Raw genomic sequence first — 23,336 nt, forward strand, 5'->3', positions numbered from 1 at the left:
AGAAAATACCGGCAAATGAAAAAGCCCCTGGTATCGTTGAATATCAGGGGCTTTTCTATGCGTTAACCGCTAGGCATTAACGGATGGATATCTTATCACTTATCCGGAAATAATCGAAGTCTGCATAACCTCCGGTAGTCTTGGTTGCATAGTTGAACAGCCCGAACCTGTATCCCATAAAGTGAGGCATGGTATAAGACATCTTAAGCTCAGAACCAATTAAATTCCATGTTTTACCGTCGAGACTATAGTAAAACCAGGCTTTATCTGCCCTTTGCTTGAAGTCACACTCCGCTTTAAGATATATTGTTTTCTGTGTTAATGGGATCTTCTGAGACGCTGTAACCTTACTTCCCTTGCCTTGCACCATTACGATGGACTTAACTCCGTTTTCTGATTGCACACCTACCCATCCATAGTCCCTTTGAAGCAGTATGAGTCCGGCACAATCACCATCTTTCATACTGGAAACATCTAGGGCTGTTATTGCGGACGACTCTGGTCCGAAAGTCCGCTGAGTTAACGTATTGCGCGCCATCAGAACACCGCTGTCAAGTCGCCCGGTAGTCAATCTAAGATAGCCTTTGCGCTGTGTCACAGACCACAGGCTATTCACAGGATTGTGATTCCATTGCCAAACTAATGGGAGAGCCCGGTCATTCTTCGCTCTGGTAAACTCGTCGGAAGCAACAATACCTGGAGAAAGTCCCTTGCTTGCCGGCAGATCCAGCACTTCGGGAACTTTACCATTCACTCCTAACACCGGCCAGCCGTCTTCCCACTTCACAGGAACAAGGTATGGAATACGACCTACTGCTCCATAGTCGCGGAAAAGGTAAGAGTACCAGGTACCATCGGGTCTGTCAATCAAGCCTCCCTGCGCAACTCCAAGATCCTGCAGAGCCACCCTTCCCTCCCAGGGACCGGTGAGTTTATCTGCCCGGTGTATCACCACTGTCCGCATTCCGCCACTTGGCCAGGTAATATTGAAAAGGTAGTACTTCCCATTTACTTTGAAGAGTTGGGAACCCTCGCCGAGGCCACTATTTCCGACTGTCTTGCTCGGCTCTGTGGAGTCCTTAATAATGATCTGATTCACGCCACCTTCTTTGATGCCTGAGAGATCGTCTTTTAGTTCGACAAGCCTCAATTCTCTGTTGCCGTAAATCATATATGCTTTACCGTCGTTGTCAAAGAAGAGGGAATGGTCATGCAGGGAAGGGCTAAAAGCGATTTCTTTCCAGGGGCCCTTCTCGATGTCCTTCGTGGTGTAGATATGCGTTTTGCCACTTGTAGCAGCGAACGTAGAGACATAAAAAGTACCGTTATGGTGCCGTATGCTGCTGGCCCAAGAACCTCTTCCATAAGTGGACTTCCCATTGTTGAGGTTCATGTCGTCATTGTCTACCAGGGTATCATAGGCGTAACTGACCATCGTCCAGTTCACCAGGTCTTTCGACTTCATGATGGGTACGCCCGGACTCATGTGCATGGTTGTGCTACTCATGTAGTAGGTGTCTCCGACACGAATTATGGCGATGTCCGGAACGTCTGCGTGGATAATCGGATTTTTAGCCTGCTGTGCAACTGAACTGTAACTGGCGAACAGTATCAAAGTAAGCAGGCTCAATAAGAATTTATTCATAATTATACATTTAAGGTTATACAATGAATTAGTAGGGGGCGAAGTCTAGAAAAACCCGCGTCCATAATTATTTTTCGATAATCTGGATAGCCTTATCCCTGCGTTTGAGAGTGATATATTCAGACGGTAGCATATTAAACTTCGCTTTGAAGGCTCTGGCGAAATAATTCGGTGTAGCAAACCCTACCGAGTAACATATCTGGCCGACGTTCATATCACTCTTTTCGAGAAGCACTGCAGCTTTGTCTAATTTAACGGAACGGATAAACTCTACAGGAGTTTCCCCCGTCATCTCAAGCACCTTAGAATACAGCGAACCTCTGCTCATACCCATATGTCTACTTAGTTCTTCAACAGAAAGCAGAGGACTGGTCAGGTTATCTTCAATATACTGCAGTATTTTTTCTAAAAACTTTTCATTGTCAGACTCGACCACCGGCTCCGGTGTAAGCATCTTAATCTGCTTGCTGTATGCGCTCTTCAACTGCTGACTTTGCGTGAGAAGATTGCGGATCTTGATATGCAGGATTTCGAAATTAAAAGGCTTTGTCATATAGTCACTGGCGCCCGTTCCCAGACCAATCAGCTGATTATCCTCTCCGGCCAAAGCAGTTAGCAGAATAACCGGGATATGATTGGTTCGTTTATCAGCTTTGATCTTCTTACATAGTTCAGTTCCGGAAACATGTGGCATGCTAATGTCAGAAACAACCAGCTGCGGGTGGGTAGACAATACTTTCTGCCAACCATCTTTACCATTGCTGGCCTCTACTACCCGGTAATAAGCACTCAGATTATCCTTAAGATAAAACCTGAAATCCTCATTATCTTCGACTAAAAGAATGGTCGGTAATGCAGTGCTTGCTGCGATTTCCGGTAGTGAATTGTATTGCGTTTCTTCCTCGGTCTGGTCCTCGTCTACGATAGAAGCGTCCTGTATCTTGCTTAATGGTAAATGAACAATAAACGTGGATCCTTCTCCAGCGATGCTATTCACCTGGATCGTACCTCCATGTAGTTTGACAAATTCTCTCGCGATAGATAGGCCAATTCCACTTCCCTGGTTTAGTACCGAGCCATCCGTCTCGGTCTGAAAAAACCGTTCGAAAATATGTTCTTGTTCCTCCGCTTTCATACCAATCCCCGAGTCTGAGAGACTAATCTGCAAGCCTTCAACTTCCTGAATCTTCAGCGAGATCTCCCCTCCTTCTAAGGTGAATTTGAAAGCATTAGATAGAAGATTAAAAAATATGCGTTCAATCTTATTGGCGTCAAAGGCAGTAAAATAAGATCTGACCTCACTATTAAAGGAGAAATTTATTTTCTTCCTGTCTGCAAGATCTTTAAAAGATTCGGCTACCTCTCTAACAAAGACCACGAAGTCCTGCTCAGTGGCATGAAGCTTTTGTTCCTTTTCTTTGATGTTACGGAAATCGAGCAACTGATTGACGAGGTTAAGCAACCTGCGGCTGTTACGCTTGATCATTTGTAACTGCTGGTTCCGCGGCGAATTCGTCTCCTGTTGTATCAACTGTTCCACAGGTCCAACAATTAAAGAGATCGGTGTCCGGAACTCATGACTCAGGTTTGTTAGAAATTTTATTTTAAGCTGATCAAATTCCCTGAGACGCTCCGATTCAAGCCTTTCCTGCTCTATCATCTGCTTCACCCTAAGGCGTTCCTGCTCTTGCGCAAACCGATCTTTAAGCTTACGGATTCCGGCGCGACGAACGTAAACCAAAATTGAACCAGCAACTAACAGATAGAACGCATACGCATAATACGTTAACCAAAACGGTGGATGAACGATTATCTTAACCGACTTAACAGGACTAGTCCACTCGTCTGTATCACTTGTTGCCTTTACATAAAAGACGTACTCCCCCGGATCCAGGTTGGTGTATATGGCGGTGTTCGACTTCCCCACCATATTCCATTCCTTGTCAAAATTCTCCAGTTTATAGGAATAGCGACTTTCATGAGGTGATGTATAATTCAGGGCGACAAAGCTCAAAGAAAAGTTCTGTTTATAGTCGAGATTGATCACTTCTGCTACAGATATATGCTCCTTGATTGGCGAATCTTCTGAAGGCTTAACAGTTTGATTAGATATTTTCAACTCCGTCAATACAATCTTCGGAATACTTTTATTCGCGTAAAGATCTTTCGGATGGAAGTAGTTGAACCCGTCCGTCCCCCCAAAAAATAACCGGCCATCCGAAAGCCTTAGTCCGGCCCCTATCACAAATGGGCTACGTTGCACCCCGTTGTACGAAGAGTAATTTTTAAAACGTTTCGTCGCCGGGTCGAAACTACTGATCCCTTTGTTGGTACTAACCCAGATTTTACCATTTTCATCTTCCATGACCTTGTAAACAACACCGTTTGCAAGTCCGTCTTCTTCAGAGAAGGTAACTATCTTATTAGCATTTTGATCATAAGAACTAAGACCCGTCGTAGTTCCTATCCATACCCGCCCATCTCGCGCGGCATATATACAGTTGATAAAATCGTTGGGAAGATCCGTATTACCCTTGTTCATCAATTTCGTGTACCTGTTCAAGGGGTTATATACCGCAATGCCGGCCCCGTTAGATCCGATCCATATATTCCCTTCCGCATCCTCTTCAATTGCCCTGATATATCCATTCAACTGAATTCTATCCCTGCCAATTCCGACTCTGTTGAAATGCACAAAAGTCTTGCTCTCGCCATCATAGCGATCTACACCCTGACCGTTGGTCCCTATCCAGACGTTCCCCCTACTGTCGGCCTTCATGCAAAATATATCACTTCCGCTGATGTTGTCCGGTCCGTTTCCAGATTTTACATGTCGTGTTTGTCCGGTTTTAGTGTCTAAAATATACAGACCGTTCAAATATGTTCCAACCCAAACTTCAGATCCCCGCTTTTCCATCGCCAAGATAGACAAGGCGTTCGGAGCAGATTCTCCCAAAGAAATATGCCTGAAGATACCTGTTTCTGTATCGAATAGGTTGAGACCTCCTCCATCTGTACCCACATACACGCGATTAGTCCCTGCTTCTACAAAAGAAGTCACTACAGAAGCGCTAAGGCCAGCCGGGTCGAACCGGTTACTTTGTCTCAGATTAAAAAACGCCAGATTTCTGTCGTATTTATTCACACCTCCCCGAAACGTGGCGACCCAGAAAACCCCTTGTTTGTCGATGAATATCGATTTCACCGACTTGCCAATGAGGCTAAACCGGCTCCTGCCGTCATGTTCCACCCTGGAGATTTCACCTGTAGAAGGATTCAGGATATTTAATCCGTTTTCTGTTCCAATCCAGATCTTGCCATTGCGTTCAGAAGCGATGGTATATACGATGTTATTACTGAGGGAATTTTTGTCGATTGCCGAATGACGGTAGTTGACAAACTCTCTTCCGTTAGATTTTAAAAGACTTAAACCGTTATTCGTACCTACCCAAATATTTCCCTTAACGTCTTCCGATACGGCAGAAACGGAAGACCCGGATAAGCTTGAGGGATCTTCACTATGCAAAAAACGCTGTAGTATCCCCCCCCTTGGTTGGCAAACATACAGACCTCTTCTGGTTCCAAGCCACATACGGTTGCGGCGGTCAAAAAACATGTTCATAATCGGCTGACTGCGAATAGCTTCACGGTCTTCCTTCTTTTTAAAATTGATGGGCGCCAAAAGTCCCGTTTTTGAACTCACAACATACAGACCACCATAGCCTGCTACCCAAATATCACCATATCCATCACCGCTGATAGCGGTGATGGCCATAGTTTTAGTTTCGCGGTAGTTTTTAAAAGAATCCGTTTTTCGGTTGTACAAAACAAGGCCAGACCCTGTCCCGATCCATAAGTTCCGGGAACGATCTTCATAAATAGCCAGGACCTCATTAGATGCGATGCTCGTAGAGTCATCACCTTTGTGACGGTAAACAGTAAACTTCTCACCGTCAAACCGATTCAGTCCATCATCGGAGCCGAACCACATATATCCAAAGCTATCCTTATGGATTATATTTACCACATTGGAAGACAACCCTTCCTTGCTACTGAGGTTCATAAAATTCAGGTTATTTTCCTGAGAGAACACTAGAGAGGGCAGCAGAAACAAGAGCAATAACCGGATTAACGATCCAGGGGTACTTGTAATCATAAAAATAAAGCCAGATCTAACTAAAGATTGTATATGTTGCTAAGCTCTTAAACCATCATTTATAGTCAGCCCGGAAGGTTTCATCGTCACCTCTATATCCAAACCACCTGAACGCGGCTTTATTCTCAGAAGTCTCACCTTCGGAAGTAGCATACATCGCGAATAACGATCCTACAAAGCCTCCGGCTTGAAGGGTGCTCAAATACTTTCCATCAAGGTCGCCCTGCAGCAAATTCCATTTGGTTGTCTTGGTCGCAAACCAAAAAGAGCACTTATCCTTATTTGTACTGATTTTAAGGTATAACGGACCTTTTGATTTCGCAAGAACTTCCTGTTTAACCAAAACCATGCTCTTAGTTGCCCGATCTGCCTTGAACAACTGAACAACAGGCTTACCTCCGGAAATTGACTTACAGATATAGTAGAAATGCGTTTCGTTCTGGAAAATCAACATTCCCGCCTTCTCATGCTCAGCGGTAGCTTTAAAATGGAGTTCTGTAGCAGCCTCAGCAGTAAGGTGTTGCTGACGCTTGCCTATAAACGCCGGATTTCCCGTTCCCATAACGGTTTCTGGCAGCAGTTTCATTGTAAGATAATCTTTTCTTTCCTTCAAACTATACCATGAAGTGTCGAGGGTTCTCAGAAAAAGAAACTGTGAATGCAGACTGTCTTTGAAATCGAGGGTGTATTTGAAGTTTCCGTTCATAGGTAATGCGCCCGGATGCTTCACTTCCTTCCAGCTTACAGGATAGTTGTACAATACTTCTTCATGATCAGGGTTGATAACCGGCCATCCATCAATCCACCTTACAGGGGCTATGAAAGTTTCCCGTCCCGTATTATAGTAGTCGCCTTCGTAAGGTCTGACAGCGATAAAAATGGCGTAATCTTTCCCGTCAGGTCCTTCAACGATATCGGCGTGACCTGTCGATGTGATCGGATTCTTCCTGTTTGGATCCAAATGACGCTGGGTAAGGATAGGATTCTTTTCGTATGGAATATAGGGGCCTCTTACATTCTTGCTTCTAAGAATAACCTCTGAGTGATTGATCGCTGTTCCACCCTCTGCAGCCATCAGATAATACCATCCGTCCCTTTTGTAGATATGAGGTCCTTCGATCCACACCGGCTTGGTGCTAATATCAACACCTCCGTTAACCAGCAAGGTCTCCTCGCCTACCACTTTCATATTTACACGGTCAAATTCGAACATTCTCAAGGTCCGGTGTCCGGGATATAAAGACTTATTTTCGGGTGGATTACTGTTGTAGATGATATAGGCCTTGTCTCCTTCAAAATACAATGAAGGATCGATCCCATGAACTTCCTTAATCCAGACCGGGTCGCTCCACGGACCGGCAGGATTCTTCGCAGTGACCACAAAGTTGCCCCCATTGTCGATATCCGTACAAGTAACGTAAAACAAGCCCTCATGGTAGCTGATCGATGGTGCAAAGAGTCCCCTGCTCACCGTCTCTCCCATGAAGTCCATCTGAGATGGGCGACTAATAACGTTTCCAATTTGACGCCAGTTTTTTAAGTCCTGGCTATGTAAGACCGGAATCCCCGGAAAATAGGAAAATGTAGAATTGACTATATAGTAGTCTGGTCCAACCTTACATATTGCCGGGTCTGGGTAGAAGCCTGCCAGAATCGGATTGGGTAGGGTCATTTGTGCAAATCCCTGGTAGAACAGAGACATAAACGATATCAAAAGCAAAGAAGAAAAACGGTTCATAAGCGACAAAGTGTCTTTGGTTAATTAATAGTCATAAATGTAGCCCGACTAACGATATTACTGTTGCCATTATTGTAGGAATAAGTAGTACAAATGTTCAACAGTAATGTGTTTTGCTGAAATATCTCGTATCTCGATTGTCAAATCAACCTCATGGCTCTCAGAATATCATTTCCTTTAGAACTAAGGCTAATCCCAAAAACCGGCGGATCAAGGTCTAAATATAACCAGAAAGTCTGAAATAGCTATCGATAGCTATTTCAATGAGGAGCCGAATTCCCTAGCTTTGGTAACCAGAATAACTATTTGTAAACCCCTTAAAAACAAAATTTCCACCACCTGCTTCGGCCCCATGACCCGAGAGCGGAATCATTTTCAGGTATTCACATATCGATGCGCGGATCAGCGACATTTTGGTAAATCATCATTTCCCAAGAAGAAAAGTAATAAGTGCAAAACATGAAAAATCCAGTAAAAGTATTGGTAGCTACGGCATTTCTGGCTACCACATTTCTCAGCAACACTTCTGCAATCGCTCCTGACAAGACTACGATCAAAAAAATTATCATAAAGGGCAATGCAAACGTAATACTGGTTCAGAGAGACCAGGAAGAAGTCGTAATAGCTGAAACCTATAATTCAGCAAAAACCACCGTCTCTAAAGACGGAATATCTCTTGTTATTAACTCGCAGGAACAAACGCCCCTAACGATCAGGGTATATGCGAAGGCCCCATTCAGAATTGAAGCTTTTAACACCGCAACGGTGGAGACTGTAGGCAGCTTCGATTTGCAATATCTCCAGATCTTTCTGAACGACAAAGCAACTGCACGTATAAATTCAAACACTGAAGGTCTCTATACGCGAATAAACCATTCAGCAAAATTAACGCTGGGAGGCAAATCAGAAGACCATGTGTCGGTGCGTAGTATCGGAGCCAGAATAAGAACAGAAAGTCTTGTTTGCCTCAATACAAACACATCTTACTTCGTCCCTACTGCATATACCAGGAAACTTACGGCAAAAAATCTTTCACGCTAAGCAATACCTGGATCGCTGATTCCCCGGGCAAAGCCACTTGCATTCTTAGCTGAACACAAGCTATTCAGACCACATTTTTGAGAAATGTGGTCTGAATATACCGACTACTTCAACACCCCTAACTCTTTTCCTACTTCTGTAAAGGCAGCAACAGCCTTTTCCAGATTTTCGCGTGTATGAGCCGCAGAAAGCTGGACTCTAATGCGCGCCTGTCCCTTTGGCACCACCGGATAGAAGAATCCGATCACGTAGATACCTCTGGAAAGCAATCTGCTGGCAAACTCTTGCGCAAGCTCTGCTTCGTACAACATCACGGGAACGATGGGATGTTCACCCGGCCTTATATCAAAACCGGCGGATGTCATCTTCTCTCTGAAGTACAGGGTATTTTGTTCCAGTTGATCACGCAGTTCTGTAGTCTCCGACAGCATATCCAGGACGGCAATCGAAGCTCCGACTATCGATGGTGCCAGCGAATTCGAGAACAGATAAGGCCGGGACCTTTGTCTGAGCATTTCAATAATCTCCTTTTTACCGGAAGTAAAGCCTCCCATGGCCCCTCCCAGCGCCTTTCCCAATGTACCGGTGATGATGTCTACCCTATCCATCACACCGCGGTATTCATGCGTACCGCGACCGGTTTTGCCAATGAATCCCGACGAATGACTTTCGTCTACCATCACCAGGGCCTGGTAACGGTCTGCCAGATCGCAGATCTTGTCCAGCTGCGCAATAGTTCCGTCCATGGAGAACGACCCATCAGTAACGATTATGCGGTGCCTGCATGCTGAGCTCTCCTGCAAACATCTCTCCAGATCTGCCATATCGTTATGGTTATAACGAAATCGCTGCGCCTTGCAAAGTCGCACGCCGTCTATAATAGATGCATGATTCAGCGCGTCAGAAATTATCGCGTCCCGCTCATTAAACAGCGGTTCAAACACCCCCCCGTTCGCATCAAATGCAGCCGCGTAGAGTATAGTATCTTCCGTTCCCAAAAACTGAGCGAGTTTGTCCTCAAGCTTCTTATGAATATCCTGAGTACCGCAAATGAACCGTACGGACGACATCCCATAGCCGTGCTCGTCGATCGCCTTTTTCGCAGCTTCAACCACCAGTGGGTGAGAGGAAAGCCCGAGATAGTTGTTTGCGCAAAAGTTTAGCACTTCTTCGGATTCGGTAGTGCTGATCTCAGCACCCTGCGCCGTTGTAATGATCCGCTCTTTTTTGAACAGGCCGGCTGCTTTTATTTCAGCCAGTTCTTTTTCCAAAACTGGTTTTAGGGTTTCATACATATCGTTAATGTTAGCTTTTTCTAAACAGTTATTTTCATGCCTTTCAGCATCTCCTCTACCATGGCTTCCAAATCAAACTTTGGCTTCCAGCCCCAGTCCTTCCTCGCGACACTATCATCAATACTTCCCGGCCAGCTTTCAGCAATCTGCTGACGGAAGTCAGGAGCATAGGAAATCCGGAAGCCCGGAATGTGCTTTTTTATAGCCTGCGCAATTTCAGCCGGTGTAAAACTAAGTCCCGCCAGATTATACGATGTGCGCACCCCGATATTTTCCGCATTCGCGTCCATCAGCTCCAAAGTCGCTCTTATCGCGTCATGCATATACATCATCGGAAGCGGAGTATCAGCCTCCAGGTAACACTCGTATTCAGCTGTCTCCACCGCTTTGTGAAATATGTCTACCGCATAATCGGTTGTACCTCCACCCGGAGCCGCCAGATAGCTGATCAGGCCGGGGAAACGCAAACTACGAACATCCAAACCAAACTTTTGATGGTAATAATTGCACCAGTATTCGCCCGCACACTTACTTATGCCATAAACGGTTGTTGGTTCAGTAACGGCTTGCTGCGGACAGTTCTTTTTAGGAGAATCGGGACCGAATACAGCAATACTGCTTGGCCAGAAAACTTTCTCCAACCCAGCTGAAACTGCGATATCCAGCACATTCAACAATCCCTGCATATTGATCTGCCAGGCCAGTTGAGGTTCTTTCTCCCCTGTGGCCGAAAGCACAGCCGCCAGATGGTAGATCTGCGTTATATTCTCGTCCGCTACGATTTGCGAAAGGTGTGCTTTATCCAGGACATCCAACTGAACGTAGGGCTGAGCCTGACCGGCATGGCTACCGGCACTTAGCCTGTCTCCAGCTATCACCTGCGCGTTTCCATAACGCTCCCGAAGCGCAGAAGTCAATTCACTTCCGATCTGGCCACATGCACCGATCACTAATATCTTCCCTGTTTTGTTCATGAATATGCTTTTGTTTAACATCCGCATCAGGACAATTGTTCGGATGCCTGATGAGTACAAAACTGAGGATTGCTAGTGTTTAATCCTACAGGAGGTAAATAAATTAGAATATTTTTCTATCTCACTATCTACATCCGATCATTTATTCTGAATTTTGACACTAACATTCATCAATAGCAGAAATTTCATCTTATGAACCTCGACCCTACAGACCTTAAAATCCTCGAATTACTACAGAAAGATGCCCGAATGACTATCAAACAGCTTGCTTTAGAACTTAAGCGATCCCATACGCCGGTTTTCGAAAGAGTGAAGCGTCTGGAGGAAAAGGGATATATCAAACGTTATGTAGCGATCGTAGACCGCAGGCTGATCGGCAAAAATCTGATCGCATTCACCCATGTTCAACTTAAGGAACATTCCCAGGAAATATTAAGCACCTTCGAAGCGGAAGTGATCAAATTTTCGGAGGTAATGGAATGCTATCACATGACGGGTGCCTTCGATTTCATTCTTAAGATCGCCTTGAAAGATATGGACGCCTATCATCAGTTCCTGATGGGTAAGCTGTCCAAACTACCAAACATCGGGACGCTTCAAAGCTTATTCGTCATGTCGGAAGCCAAGAATGAAACCGCTTATGAGCTGGGGGAATTTTAGCGCAATTCCGGCTTTATTCTGAGGGGTTTTTTTGAATCTCCCCCTCCTTTACCGGCTTGCCGAAATTGGGGGTACCATCTGCATTCCAGCCAAACTTCTGCGCCCTGGGCGACCGGTGTATGCCGCAGCCCTGCCCGGGTTCTGAATTTGCATGATATAAAATCCAGTCTTCGGTTCCGTCGGGCGACTTGAAGAATGAGTTATGTCCCGGAGCATAAACCTTATTTTCAGGCGACTGCTTAAAAACAGGCTCCGGTTTTTTTCTCCAGGACGAAGCCTTCATCAAGCTCCTGCCTTCCAGAGTAAGCATTCCCAAAGCATAAAAATCCGTCCAGCAGCCACTTGCCGAATAGATTAGGAACGTTTTCCCATTTTGATTTCTCAAGATCTGCGGACCTTCGTTCACATTTACATGCGGCGGATTCTCCGGATCGTTTAGATCGCCATGCTTTTCCCATTCATATAGGGGACTGGAGATCTTCACACGCTTCCCTTTTATGGTCCATGGGTTTTTCATCCTGGCGATGTAGATCTCCTGCGTATGGTTTACGTCACCTTCCCAACCGGCCCAAACCATATAAAGCTTGTTCTTATGTTTAAATACAGAGCCGTCAATTGCCCATTTATCCGTGCGGTCTCCCACCTTTCCTTTCAGCACCCAGTTGCCGTTCATCGGGTCGCCTGATGTATTCTCGAGCACATACATCCGATGGTTGTTATTATTGCCGTCGTCAGCCGCAAAATAGACATACCAGTTGCCATTTATAAAGTGAATTTCGGGTGCCCAGAGCTGTTTAGAATACATCGTGCCGGGAGGCGGAATGAAAATCGTTTTTTTCTGCGCGTCCTTCAGCTCCGCGAGGTTGTCCGTTTTCCAGATGACGATGCTATCCTGAAGGGTGTGCGTATAGTAATAAAACCCGTCCTGATGTATGCTCCATGGATCTGCTCCCGAAGGAAGAAGCGGATTAGTGAAGGTCTGTCCGAAGGATAAGCCCCAAAGCAGTGTGAGGATGCAGGTTAATACCGTTAGTTTTCTTCTCATGATGTCAGTAATTGGCTTTGACAGTTTCTCTTACAGGTATGGCAGCTTGATTAACTACAAAATACGAAGAAGCATTTACAAGTTCGTATTGGAAAATAAATAAGACCCGGAGCAGCGGTACATGATAGCTCAGAGAGTGGTCACCAGGTCTGATAGTACGTTTTTGCGTTTCATCGATTCTTCTTGGTCGCTACGCTGTCAAAATCAATGCGTCAGTAGTTAGGAAGTGTTGCAGGTACAGATTTTTCTTAGCAACTTCACGAAGATACCGGAGAAATCGCGTATCGGTAAACCAAACACGTCATGGAACTTGGCTTAATTACGTTCGCAGATATGCAACCTGAATCGCTGTCAGGGGGCTCAGCAAACGCACACCAACGAATAAAAGATCTGCTTGAAGAAATTAAGCTGGCTGACGAACTGGGCCTGGATGTTTTTGGAATAGGAGAACATCACCGGCCAGATTATGCTGTGTCTACGCCTGCGGTAGTACTCGCTGCCGCTGCGGCAATCACGAAAAACATCAGACTTGCGAGCGCCGTAACCGTCTTAAGTTCAGATGATCCGGTACGGGTATATCAGGATTTTGCCACGTTGGACCTGCTGTCTGACGGCAGAGCAGAGATAATGGCCGGCCGAGGGTCGTTCATTGAGTCCTTTCCTCTGTTCGGCTATGACCTGAACGACTACAACGAGCTCTTTACAGAGAAACTTGAACTGCTGTTAAAAATAAACGCAAGCGAAACAGTATCCTGGCAGGGAAAGCACACCCAATCGATCAACAATCTTGGTGTATACCCCAGGGCCAAGCAGGAGGCTTTACCTATATGGCTGGCTGCAGGAGGAACACCTGCTTCCGCCGTACGGGCCGCCACATTGGGAATGCCGCTCATGCTGGCCATTATCGGCGGGCGACCGGAGCAGTTTGTGCCCTTTGTTAAGCTCTACCGAGACACCGCAGCAAAGTTGGGGAGAGATATCAGCAAGCTTCAGACGGGGATCAACAACCATGTGTACATCGGAGAAGATTCTCAAAAAGCGGGGGACGAGTTTTATCCCTATTACGCAGCCATGATGAACAGGGTAGGTCGAGACCGCGGATGGCCTCCACTCTCCCGTCAGCAATTTGACTATTCCAGATCCGCCGAAGGCGCTCTGATGGTGGGTAGCGTTCAACAAGTGATTGATAAGATAATGTACGAGCATGAGTTGTTTGGAAACACCCGCTTTCTTGCACAGGCAAGCGTGGGCAATGTTCCGCACAAGATGACCATGAAGTCAATTGAACTCTTTGGAACTCAAGTCGCCCCCGTCATCAGGAAGGTAACATCCGGAAACATCGCAGCCAACAAATGAATGAGATGTCGATTTGAGTGCACTTCATTAAAGAACTGACAATTTTTTGTCACTTTTCCCTCTTATTTGATACAATTCAGGCCTTTAGAAAAATAAATAATCATTTACCTTTGCTTACCGGGGATGAAGGCCTGTACTTTTCCCCTCCTTTAAACAGTTACTATTAATAATCACCTCAAACACTTTTATAACGCATGGATGTACTGATTCAAGAATTTATGAAGAAAATCGAATTACGAAACGCTAACGAGCCCGAGTTTTTGCAGTCGGTGTTCGAAGTAGCAGAATCGATAATTCCATTTGCTGAGGAACATCCAAAATACAAAAAGCACAAAATTCTTGAACGAATAGCGGAACCGGAAAGAGCGATCATCTTCCGTGTACCCTGGCTTAATGACGAGGGTGAGGTGGAAATAAATCGTGGATTCAGAGTCCAGATGAATAGTGCCATCGGCCCTTATAAAGGAGGCCTTCGCTTTCACCCATCTGTAAATCTCGGCGTGTTAAAGTTTCTTGCCTTCGAGCAGGTATTCAAAAACAGCCTTACAGGTCTCCCTATGGGAGGTGGAAAAGGAGGATCTGATTTCAATCCACGGGACAAGTCAGACAATGAAGTAATGAAGTTCTGCCAGAGCTTTATGACGGAGCTATATCGCCATGTGGGTCCGGATATCGACGTTCCGGCAGGAGACATTGGTGTTGGGGCACGTGAAATAGGTTTTATGTTTGGCCAGTACAAGCGTATAAAGGGCGAATTCACCGGTGTACTGACAGGCAAAGGACATGAATGGGGCGGTAGCCTTATCCGCCCGGAAGCAACAGGTTACGGTGTAGTTTATTTTGCACAGCAAATGCTCCATACCAGAGGCGACTCGATGGAAGGCAAAACCGTTATTATTTCAGGATCAGGAAATGTAGCACAATACACTGCTGAAAAATGCATAGAAGTTGGTGCCACGGTACTGACGATGTCTGACTCCGAAGGATATATCTACGATCCTGCAGGTATCGACAAGGAAAAGCTCGCCTACATTATGGAACTAAAAAATGTACGAAGAGGCCGGATCAGAGAATACGCTCTTAAGTACGGATGCGAATTCTTTGAGGGACAAAAACCATGGAACGTAAAATGCGATGTCGCATTCCCTAACGCTACTCAAAACGAACTTGATGGTATAGATGCTCAAACCTTGGTAGATAACGGCTGCTTCTGCGTAGCAGAGGGTGCTAACATGCCGTCTACCCCGGAAGCTATCCACGTGTTCGAACAAACGAGAATCCTGTATGCTCCAGGAAAAGCAGCGAATGCGGGTGGAGTTGCTGTATCTGGTTTGGAGATGTCGCAGAACTCTTTGCGTTACTCCTGGAGCCGCGAAAAGATCGACAGCAAACTCAAACTCATCATCGAGCAGATTCACCACGTGTGCGTGAAATACGGACGCATCGACAAGGACTACATCAACTATGAAAAAGGTGCAAACATTGCCGGCTTCGTTAAAGTAGCTGACGCAATGATTGCTCAAGGTGTAGTATAAACGCTAGTCGCTCTACATAAAATTCCTGGGGGCTGTATCTGATAAGGATATAGCCTCTTTTTTTATGCCCTCTTGAAGAGTTTATGCCCCTTTAAAAGAGAACCTAGGCTTTAGACGAAAACGACACCCGCTTCCCTGGTTGGAAATGCACTTTATTCTCATCTACTTTCGGTCGTTGCTTCGTCGTTATTGTCGTCGTCGTCGCGGGCATTTTTATATTTCTTCGTTCCTGATCCCTTAGCAGTCTGTTGCCTTCGTAACACATATTGCATATAGATTCTCCCCTTAGTTGCTGCGCCTCGTCAAGCGTCATATTCACCGGACCCGCTGGGTATTCTCCCGGTTCTTCAGCATGAAACGCGGCAATGATCGAACATGGACTGAACTCCTTGCTGTTGAGCAATACATAGCCTTCTTCCATTCGGGTTTCGCTATAGGCCAGCAGTGACACGCTGAGCATCAGCAACTGATCCGCTTCCGGCCGGGTATCAAAGCGGATCTCCTGGGCTTCCAGCTTTCCCTGCCAGCGAAACTCCACATCTTTCACTTCCAGATATTCATAGTACTCCTTCCTGAAATTGAAGCCGATCAAACTGAAACGGATCCTGTACTTGCTCACCGGTTTACTGATGCTTAGCGGTACCCTCAGGTCGGTTTTGGCGTTCAAAACTCCCATAAAAACGCTTAAGCGCCCTTCCTCATCCCGCTCCACTCGCTGACTGACCTGCAGCACTTCGCTCAGCCGGCTTTTGATATTGAAGTCCATTCCGATGATACTGTTCAGGTCTGCATCATGCAAATCACGCTGACCTGAACTTGCTGTGAGGCTACCCCGAAGACCCCGGTACACCAGCTGCGTACTGCGGCTCACCGCCTCTCCATCCCGGTGCACATAAGCCGGCTCAAAGGCCTGCCTGATCACTGCCGCCGTGGTACTGGAGAGACCAAACTCCGTGGAGGCCTGGATGCTTGCGCTGGTCTGTTCGAATTTGCGGGGCTTCCCCTGGATGATGTTCAATTCGCGGTAGCCGCGATATACAACGGAACCCGCCTTGCCGCGAACGATTCCTTTCTTGTCTACTTTTGCCATAACCTTGTTTGAATTGGAGAACAAGGTAGCGCGGCAGAAAACCTGTGACGATTTTTTCGCCAAAATCGACAAAATTTTATGGATTTTTTAAAATAAGGCACCTCAAAAGCAGTCAAGCGGAGAAGAGGCTGAGCTTAGACATTCCTTAAATGAGGCTTATTATTCCTTCAAAGAACCTCCGCAACAACGCTATATTCAGCTTACACCATCTTTATATAAAGGGCTAAACAACTGAATGTAGAACCGTAATAAGTCCGACGTTAAGCATCTCAGGTGGGACTTATTACGGGATAACGATTGGCTGTTATCGCCTGGATAAGAATGGTTGTCTTTGTTCGCTAAATCATATGATTCGCGGCCTTTTACCGACAGAATGCCATCATCAACAAGAAATCTACTGGTCAACAAGTACATCTTACAACAGCTAAAACGCAAAGCCCCCTCCTACGGCTCTTGAACTTTATTTGGCTATTTATCACTCACGCAACGGAAACCGAGGTGCTGAAAGCTGCTGTCTTCTGTACTCTTCATCCGCCTGGCGGACCTGTAGCCAGAGCAGTAACTGTCATTACATAGATAGGACCCTCCCCTCATGACTCTTTTCGAAGCGTCTGGCTCTGCCGGATCAAAGCTTGTTGAAGGCCCTTTGGGGTTTACTGTCCCGGAACTCACATCTTCATAATACTTATGATGGTATAGGTCTGCACACCATTCCCAAACATTTCCTGCCATATCATACAAACCGTACCCGTTCGGGCTAAATGATTTAACGGGAGCTGAGTAGTAGAAGCTATCCTTCAAGGTATTTTTACTCGGGAATTTGCCTTGCCAGAAGTTTGCCTTGGGTACACCGCTACTGACCGGCTCATTTCCCCAGGGATAAATACTATTTTTCAGTCCTCCGCGGGAGGCATATTCCCATTCCGCTTCAGTTGGCAATCGTTTGCCCGCCCACTTTGCATAAGCTTGTGCATCATACCAGGACACGTGAACAACCGGATAATTCTCTTTCCCTTTAATGTCGCTCCCCGGCCCCTCAGGATGCCTCCAGTCTGCGCCTTCCTTCCACTCCCACCACTGAGAATAGTCGTCCAGAGATACCTCCGTTGGCGTTGGTTTAAAAACTAATGAAGCTGCTACAAGTACGCTCTCGTCGGGCTTTGGAGTGCCGGGTGGGAGTTGTTGTTTTATCTCCTCCCAATCGGGCTTCTTCTCAGCTGTAGTAATATAGCCGGTTGCCTTTACAAATTCAGCGAACTGAGCGTTCGTAACTTCCGTTACGTCAATCCAGAATCCGTCCAGTTTCACTTTATGCCGGGGAAACTCGTCTTCTGCCGCCTGATCGTTGTTCCCACCCTGTTCGAACTCCCCCGAAGGGATCCATACCATTCCTGTTCGTTCTTCATCCTTATCTACGCTCGCGTTTACCTCTGTATCTTCGATAGTACCGACAGAACCTGTTTCATTTGCCTGCCCCTTCTGCTGACAGGAATTTATAAGTGGAAGTGCAGTCAACAGCATAAACAAACCCAGTTGACTGGCTGTCCTTTTTGGTGATAAGGTCGATTTATATTTCATTTTATGTTCCGATATGTTCAAGGTTTTGACAACTCCGTCTTGCCTGCCACGTAAGAGGCGGCCAGAGAATGCATCTTAGCAACGACATCCTTATATTTCGGATCATGAACCAGATTTACCAGCTCGTGTGGGTCATTGATTGGATCTGTCAGATAGACACCGGCTCCATGACCAAAGAATTCAGCATATCGCCAGTTTTCTGTTCTTACGCACACACCTGTTATTCCTTTACCATGTTCATTCCAAATGGTATATGCCGGTCGGTCGCTGGGCTTATCAGGATTATTCAGCAGCGGGGAAAGGCTTACTCCGTCAAGCCCCTCCGGTCTTGGAAGCCCACACAGATCAGCCAGAGTAGGATAAATATCCAGTAGCTCGACAATACGTGGCGAGGATTTTCCATTCCCTTTAGCTCTTGGGTCATGAATAATGAAAGGAACCCTGGCTCCCTGCTCCCACAGCGATCCTGCCTTGGACCACTTGCCCTTCTCTCCCAGCTGATAGCCGTGATCAGACCAGAAAACGATGATTGTGTTTTCCCTAAGCCCCTGGCGGTCCAGTTCGGCAAGAACACGTCCTATATTCCAGTCCGCGTAACTCACGCAAGCCAGATATGCACGGGTCATATCCTTCGCTTCTTCGGGAGACGCAGAACGGCCAACAAATAAATCGGCATTTCTTTTTCTTATGGCTCCTTCAGGAAAGCCCACCGGAACGGATGGAAGAGAAGCAAAATCGGGAGGAAGAACGATCTTGTCAGCCGGATAGAGATCAAAAAATTCCCTGGGAGCAATTAAGGGTGAGTGAGGTTTTGAAAACCCGCAGGCAATAAAGAATGGCTTCCCGCTTTTTTTGCTTTCCTGAATGTATTGTATCGTACGATCAGCCACTTTTGTATCTCCGAGGTTCTTAACTGAATCTCCTTCTATAGCAGCCCATCGGTCAGAGTGGGAATATCCTTCTGTACCGGGAGTGAGTTTAGGGGGACTTTCCGTGTACTTGGCCCAATATTCTTCAGGTGACACATAGGACGGTGCGGTGGTGTCGATCGGATTACTCCATAAACGCTTTTCACCTCCCTGGTTCCAGGCTTCCGTGTCATCAATTCCGCCATGAAATATTTTGCCGCTGCGCAATGTAACATAGCCTTGCTGTTGAAAATATTTCGGCAGGCTTACCCAGTCAGGAAAAGAGGCACCGAACCACTCCCGGTTCCCATATAGACCGCTGGTTGTTGGCCGGCGACCTGATAATATGGACGCGCGTGATGGCCCGCATAGAGGATATTGGCAGTATGCCCGTTCAAACCTAACCCCCTCGTTTGCCAGCCTATCCAGATTGGGAGTCTTGGCTATCTGGCTACCATAAACATTCAACTCGGCCCGCATATCGTCTGACACGAGAAACAGTACATTCATGGGCCGCTTATTTTTAGCATTGCCCGTACCTTTCTTCTGAGCTCCTGCCAAACCTGGCAGAGCGATCGCTATAGCGATTAAAAACAAAAGCTTACGTGACATTTTCATCTGATTTCTTGTGTAATTTAGCTTTAATATCCCGAATTCCGGTACCAGCTAATGTGACTTCGTTCAAAAGTTCTCCAGTTCTCGTCGGTTAACATATTCATACAGGACTGAAACATTTGCTAAGGGACGATCATTCAAGTTTCACCCTTAATTTTTGTTATGGCTCCGGTTATATCCGCTAGCGCGTTGTGCCGTAATCAGCTACGACTACTTCGTCAGGTGTTTCTTTACAAGGTTTTCAGTGTGACATTTCTGCAAGAAAAACATCACACTGAAACTATGCGAATCTGCAGATATCCTGCGTATCCCTGGAAACGAAAAAAGCCTGTAAATCGGCGATTTACAGGCTTTTGATGTGTTTGGATATGCTTATCAGCGGTGAGGGAGGGATTCGAACCCTCGGTACCGTTTCCAGTACGACAGTTTAGCAAACTGTTCCTTTCGGCCACTCAGGCACCTCACCCCTCTTTTCAGGGACTGCAAATATAGTAATTCAACCTATCCTTCAAAAAATATTTTAACATTTTGAAGCGGGAATTGCGCTCACTTTTACGCTTCGAATCAAAGAACCCTGACAGCTAAGCAGTTATTCACACGACTTCAAAAAAGATTTTCTTAAACCACATAGTCAATACGGACATGATAGATGCTCATGAGCATGTTTTTAAAGATTGAACGTATGGTAGCAATGTCTTTTAAGGTGATATTACAGTTATTTAATTGCCCTTGCTCCAGCTTGTAATCGATAATACGGTCTACAAGTGCGCTGATACTTTCCTTATTGGGCTCTTTCAGGCTTCTCGAAGCAGCTTCTATAGAATCGGCAAGCATCAGCACTCCGGTTTCTTTAGAGAAAGGAATCGGTCCCGGATAACGGAAGATATTTTCATCGACGAACTTTTCAGGAAAGTTTTTCAAGAAAGACTGGTAGAAATAATCCATCCGGGTATTTCCGTGATGCGTCTTGATAAAGTCGATCACAATTTCGGGTAAGTGATTCTTCCGCGCTAATTCCACTCCCTTGGTGACATGCTGGATGATAATCTGCGCACTAGCCTCATAGGATAGTTTATCGTGCGGATTGGAACCTACATTCTGGTTTTCGATGAAATAATGCGGGTTTTCCATCTTCCCGATATCATGATACAAGGCACCGGCCCGAACAAGCAGCGCATTTCCTCCGACATTGAAGATTGCCGCTTCAGCGAGGTTGGCAACTTGCAGCGAGTGCTGAAACGTACCCGGAGCCTTGAAGGAAAGCTCACGGAGGAGCCTTGAATTGGTATTGGTGATCTCCATCAATGTTACTTCAGACGTCAGGCCGAAGACCCGTTCAAAGGCATAGATGAGCGGGTATGCCAGAAGCGATAACAGAACACTGAATACGAACGGCATAAAGCTCATCCACTCCAGATTAGTCAGCGTGCCGTTATTTCTGATGAGTGAGATGCCGAAAAAGGCCACGATGTAGGTGCAGAGGATGAGTAAAGCCGAGATTAGCAATTGCTCGCGCTTCACGAGGTTTTTGATACTGTAAATGGCTACCATACCTGCAGTTACCTGCAGAAAAGCGAACTCGAAGCTATTGGGTACAAAGAAACCTGCAATGAGAACTACTAAAAGGTGAATATTCAGTGCGAGCCGGGTATCGAACAGGATCCGGATGATGATCGGGACGATACAGTAAGGTATGTAGTAGAGATTAGGTATTTTCAGGCTAATCGCCCAGGAGAGGCTGACCAGCATCATGGTGATGACGACCAGAATAAGCGACATCTTCCGGTTGTCTTCAAAGATGTCCTTTCGGAAGAGCCGGAGAAACACCATCAGCAGGCATACGATCAGGCCACCTAATACAAGCTGACCAAAGAAAATGGCTTTCCGGTTTCCGCTAAAATGCCGTTCTTCCTCGAATGTACTCTTCAGCGATTCCAGCTTTTGATAGATCTCCTGACTAATCACTGCACCGTTGGCGATGATCAATTCGCCCTGTTGCACCATCCCCCGTGTTGGCGATAGATTTTTCAGGGCTTCTGTCTCTACCTTCTCCGTGAGATGTTCATCATAAATATAGGTTTGCTGGATATGGTCTTTAATCAGCTTGCTTAACCAGGCTTTGTTCTTAATGGCGTTGGCCTCTTTGACCTGCTCATCAATATACGATTCAGCGGTTTCCAGTGTTAGCACGCCGATGGTATTCATCTGCTTCGCTTCGTTATTATTGAGTAAGGTAAAGTTGTAATTGGCACCCGATCGCTGGAACTTTTTGACGTGGGCCATGATCCCCTTTTCATATACAGCCGCCAGAATGCGTACACCAACCTCCTGGTAGGTTTTCTTGAGTCGCTCCTCTTCGGCGGCGTTGTCCCATTTGACGTCGAAGTCACCAATGAAAGCCTGAAACTCGGTTTTGAAGATATCCGAGCGGTTGTGATATACGGGAAGCACTGATTTATAAACTTCAGCTTTATCCTCCTCTATCTCATCAAAAGTCTTTTCTATAGCGAAGCTATATGGCGAGACAAGATCTTTGTTCATCCATACTTTGCCCTTCTCGTACTCATATTTAAAACGGGCATGTTTCGGCAAAAACATTGTTACAATAACAACGCAAGCCACCATCATGATATACTTTAACTTAGACCCGTATCGCCGGTATAAAAGGAGATGGTATTTTTTTTTTAGTTTTGCCACAGAAGTTCTTTATCTGTTCAAAAATAAGCAAGTTTTGATTAATTCTTCGTTTATATGAACCTATTGACTGAAAGAGAGATATGTCGAGGATAGTTTTATTGCTTTTGCTGGTAGCAGGATTGGGAAATGTGGTGTTAGGGCAAAGACCTCTGACTGATACTCAATCGTCCAGGCTGAACGCTTATCAGGACACGCTGAAAGAACTTGCTTACAAGGTGATCAACAGTCCGGATCAGGCAGAACGATATGAATCTAACGCATTAATGGTTCGCAAGCTGGTCAGGGCCTTACAGATACAAAATTCCTATTCCTTCGATTTTGATTCGCTAAAATCGCTGAGCATTCAGCGATCACCAGATAACGCTTTTAGAATCTTTACATGGCATGTGATGAACCAAAACGGAACTTACCGTTTTTATGGAGCAGTTCAGATGAAATCTTCTGAACAGCTGCAGCTGCATCCTCTCGTTGACTATTCAAACAACATTACCTCGCCTCAGGATACCTTGCTGGATAATAATCACTGGTTAGGATCTCAGTACTACAAGATTGTTCCGGTTACCAAAAACACATCCACGCCCTACTATATATTGCTGGGCTGGAAAGGAAATAACGTTAAATCCACCAAGAAAGTCATCGAAGTACTGCATTTCAAAGGCGGCAAACCGATTTTTGGAATGCCTGTATTTGAAGGAAAAGCCGCCTTTAATGGCAAACAGCGAATCATCTTTGAGTACAGTCGCTCAACTTCGATGATGCTGAACTATGAGCCTGAGGAAAATAGAATAGTTTTTGATCACCTGGCGGCGCCAAGTCCGGAAATGGAGAGTAACCCGGCTTTTTTCGGTCCGGATTTATCCTACGATGCCTTGAAATTTGCCAATGGACGATGGAAATTAACCGAGAATGTTGAGTTAACAAACCGCGAATCAGAAATTGACGACTTATATATCGATCCCAGGAAGAGAAGCACCGATATTATCAACAAACTGAAATAGCAGAA

General features: G+C 45.8%; 15 protein-coding genes and 1 tRNA gene. 5 read left to right on the forward strand and 11 right to left on the reverse strand.

From position 1 onward, the window contains the following. Positions 1 to 76 precede the first annotated feature (76 nt). The 3 genes from B0I27_RS13115 to B0I27_RS13125 all read right to left on the reverse strand — a co-directional run bounded on the left by B0I27_RS13115 (position 77) and on the right by B0I27_RS13125 (position 7,539). On the reverse strand, positions 77 to 1,645 hold the full coding sequence (locus tag B0I27_RS13115; RefSeq protein ID WP_106294088.1) for a glycoside hydrolase family 43 protein: 1,569 nt from the start codon (positions 1,643 to 1,645) through the stop codon (positions 77 to 79). Positions 1,646 to 1,712: 67 nt separating this feature from the next. After that, entirely contained in the window at positions 1,713 to 5,708 is a 3,996-nt protein-coding gene (locus B0I27_RS13120; protein ID WP_181276778.1) for a hybrid sensor histidine kinase/response regulator transcription factor, read from the reverse strand. Between the two features lie 148 nt (positions 5,709 to 5,856). Beyond that, the gene (locus B0I27_RS13125) at positions 5,857 to 7,539 is read right to left on the reverse strand and encodes a glycoside hydrolase family 43 protein (protein ID WP_106294092.1); all 1,683 of its coding nucleotides are present in this window, start codon (positions 7,537 to 7,539) and stop codon (positions 5,857 to 5,859) included. A gap of 459 nt (positions 7,540 to 7,998) precedes the next feature. Here B0I27_RS13125 and B0I27_RS13130 point away from each other — a divergent pair, with 459 nt between their 5' ends. Continuing rightward, positions 7,999 to 8,580 carry a GIN domain-containing protein gene (locus tag B0I27_RS13130; protein ID WP_106294094.1) on the forward strand — a complete coding sequence of 194 codons (582 nt, stop codon included), beginning with the start codon at positions 7,999 to 8,001 and terminating at the stop codon, positions 8,578 to 8,580. Between the two features lie 104 nt (positions 8,581 to 8,684). On the opposite strand, the gene kbl is transcribed toward B0I27_RS13130, so the two are convergent. Together kbl and B0I27_RS13140 are read right to left on the reverse strand one after the other, a co-directional pair. Then, positions 8,685 to 9,875 (reverse strand): glycine C-acetyltransferase, encoded by a 1,191-nt coding sequence (kbl, locus tag B0I27_RS13135; RefSeq protein ID WP_106294096.1) that lies wholly within the window; start codon positions 9,873 to 9,875, stop codon positions 8,685 to 8,687. A gap of 20 nt (positions 9,876 to 9,895) precedes the next feature. Continuing rightward, entirely contained in the window at positions 9,896 to 10,849 is a 954-nt protein-coding gene (locus B0I27_RS13140; RefSeq protein ID WP_106294251.1) for an NAD-dependent epimerase/dehydratase family protein, read from the reverse strand. A gap of 192 nt (positions 10,850 to 11,041) precedes the next feature. Between B0I27_RS13140 and B0I27_RS13145 the strand changes: the two genes are divergently transcribed. Next, a complete protein-coding gene (locus B0I27_RS13145) occupies positions 11,042 to 11,509 on the forward strand; it encodes an Lrp/AsnC family transcriptional regulator (protein WP_106294098.1) in 468 nt (155 codons plus the stop codon). Between the two features lie 13 nt (positions 11,510 to 11,522). On the opposite strand, the gene B0I27_RS13150 is transcribed toward B0I27_RS13145, so the two are convergent. Beyond that, on the reverse strand, positions 11,523 to 12,554 hold the full coding sequence (locus B0I27_RS13150; RefSeq protein WP_106294100.1) for a glycoside hydrolase family 43 protein: 1,032 nt from the start codon (positions 12,552 to 12,554) through the stop codon (positions 11,523 to 11,525). A gap of 303 nt (positions 12,555 to 12,857) precedes the next feature. Here B0I27_RS13150 and B0I27_RS13155 point away from each other — a divergent pair, with 303 nt between their 5' ends. Further along, positions 12,858 to 13,910 (forward strand): LLM class flavin-dependent oxidoreductase, encoded by a 1,053-nt coding sequence (locus B0I27_RS13155; protein ID WP_106294102.1) that lies wholly within the window; start codon positions 12,858 to 12,860, stop codon positions 13,908 to 13,910. Positions 13,911 to 14,104: 194 nt separating this feature from the next. After that, on the forward strand, positions 14,105 to 15,445 hold the full coding sequence (gene gdhA / locus B0I27_RS13160) for an NADP-specific glutamate dehydrogenase (protein WP_106294104.1): 1,341 nt from the start codon (positions 14,105 to 14,107) through the stop codon (positions 15,443 to 15,445). Positions 15,446 to 15,548: 103 nt separating this feature from the next. On the opposite strand, the gene B0I27_RS13165 is transcribed toward gdhA, so the two are convergent. The 5 genes from B0I27_RS13165 to B0I27_RS13190 all read right to left on the reverse strand — a co-directional run bounded on the left by B0I27_RS13165 (position 15,549) and on the right by B0I27_RS13190 (position 22,261). Further along, positions 15,549 to 16,535, reverse strand: coding sequence for a hypothetical protein (locus B0I27_RS13165; protein ID WP_106294106.1), 987 nt, complete (start codon positions 16,533 to 16,535; stop codon positions 15,549 to 15,551). Positions 16,536 to 17,003: 468 nt separating this feature from the next. Then, the gene (locus B0I27_RS13175) at positions 17,004 to 18,113 is read right to left on the reverse strand and encodes a formylglycine-generating enzyme family protein (protein ID WP_106294110.1); all 1,110 of its coding nucleotides are present in this window, start codon (positions 18,111 to 18,113) and stop codon (positions 17,004 to 17,006) included. A 17-nt stretch (positions 18,114 to 18,130) separates the two neighbouring features. Further along, positions 18,131 to 19,633, reverse strand: a complete 1,503-nt coding sequence (locus B0I27_RS13180) for a sulfatase (protein WP_181276779.1) — start codon at positions 19,631 to 19,633, stop codon at positions 18,131 to 18,133. Between the two features lie 382 nt (positions 19,634 to 20,015). Then, positions 20,016 to 20,102 (reverse strand) — tRNA-Ser (locus B0I27_RS13185). Between the two features lie 152 nt (positions 20,103 to 20,254). Further along, the gene (locus B0I27_RS13190) at positions 20,255 to 22,261 is read right to left on the reverse strand and encodes an HD family phosphohydrolase (protein WP_106294253.1); all 2,007 of its coding nucleotides are present in this window, start codon (positions 22,259 to 22,261) and stop codon (positions 20,255 to 20,257) included. 152 nt (positions 22,262 to 22,413) lie between these two features. Here B0I27_RS13190 and B0I27_RS13195 point away from each other — a divergent pair, with 152 nt between their 5' ends. Further along, the gene (locus B0I27_RS13195; protein ID WP_106294114.1) at positions 22,414 to 23,331 is read left to right on the forward strand and encodes a hypothetical protein; all 918 of its coding nucleotides are present in this window, start codon (positions 22,414 to 22,416) and stop codon (positions 23,329 to 23,331) included. Positions 23,332 to 23,336 lie beyond the last annotated feature (5 nt).

The sequence above is a fragment of the Arcticibacter pallidicorallinus genome, assembly GCF_003002875.1.
Classification (GTDB): domain Bacteria; phylum Bacteroidota; class Bacteroidia; order Sphingobacteriales; family Sphingobacteriaceae; genus Arcticibacter; species Arcticibacter pallidicorallinus.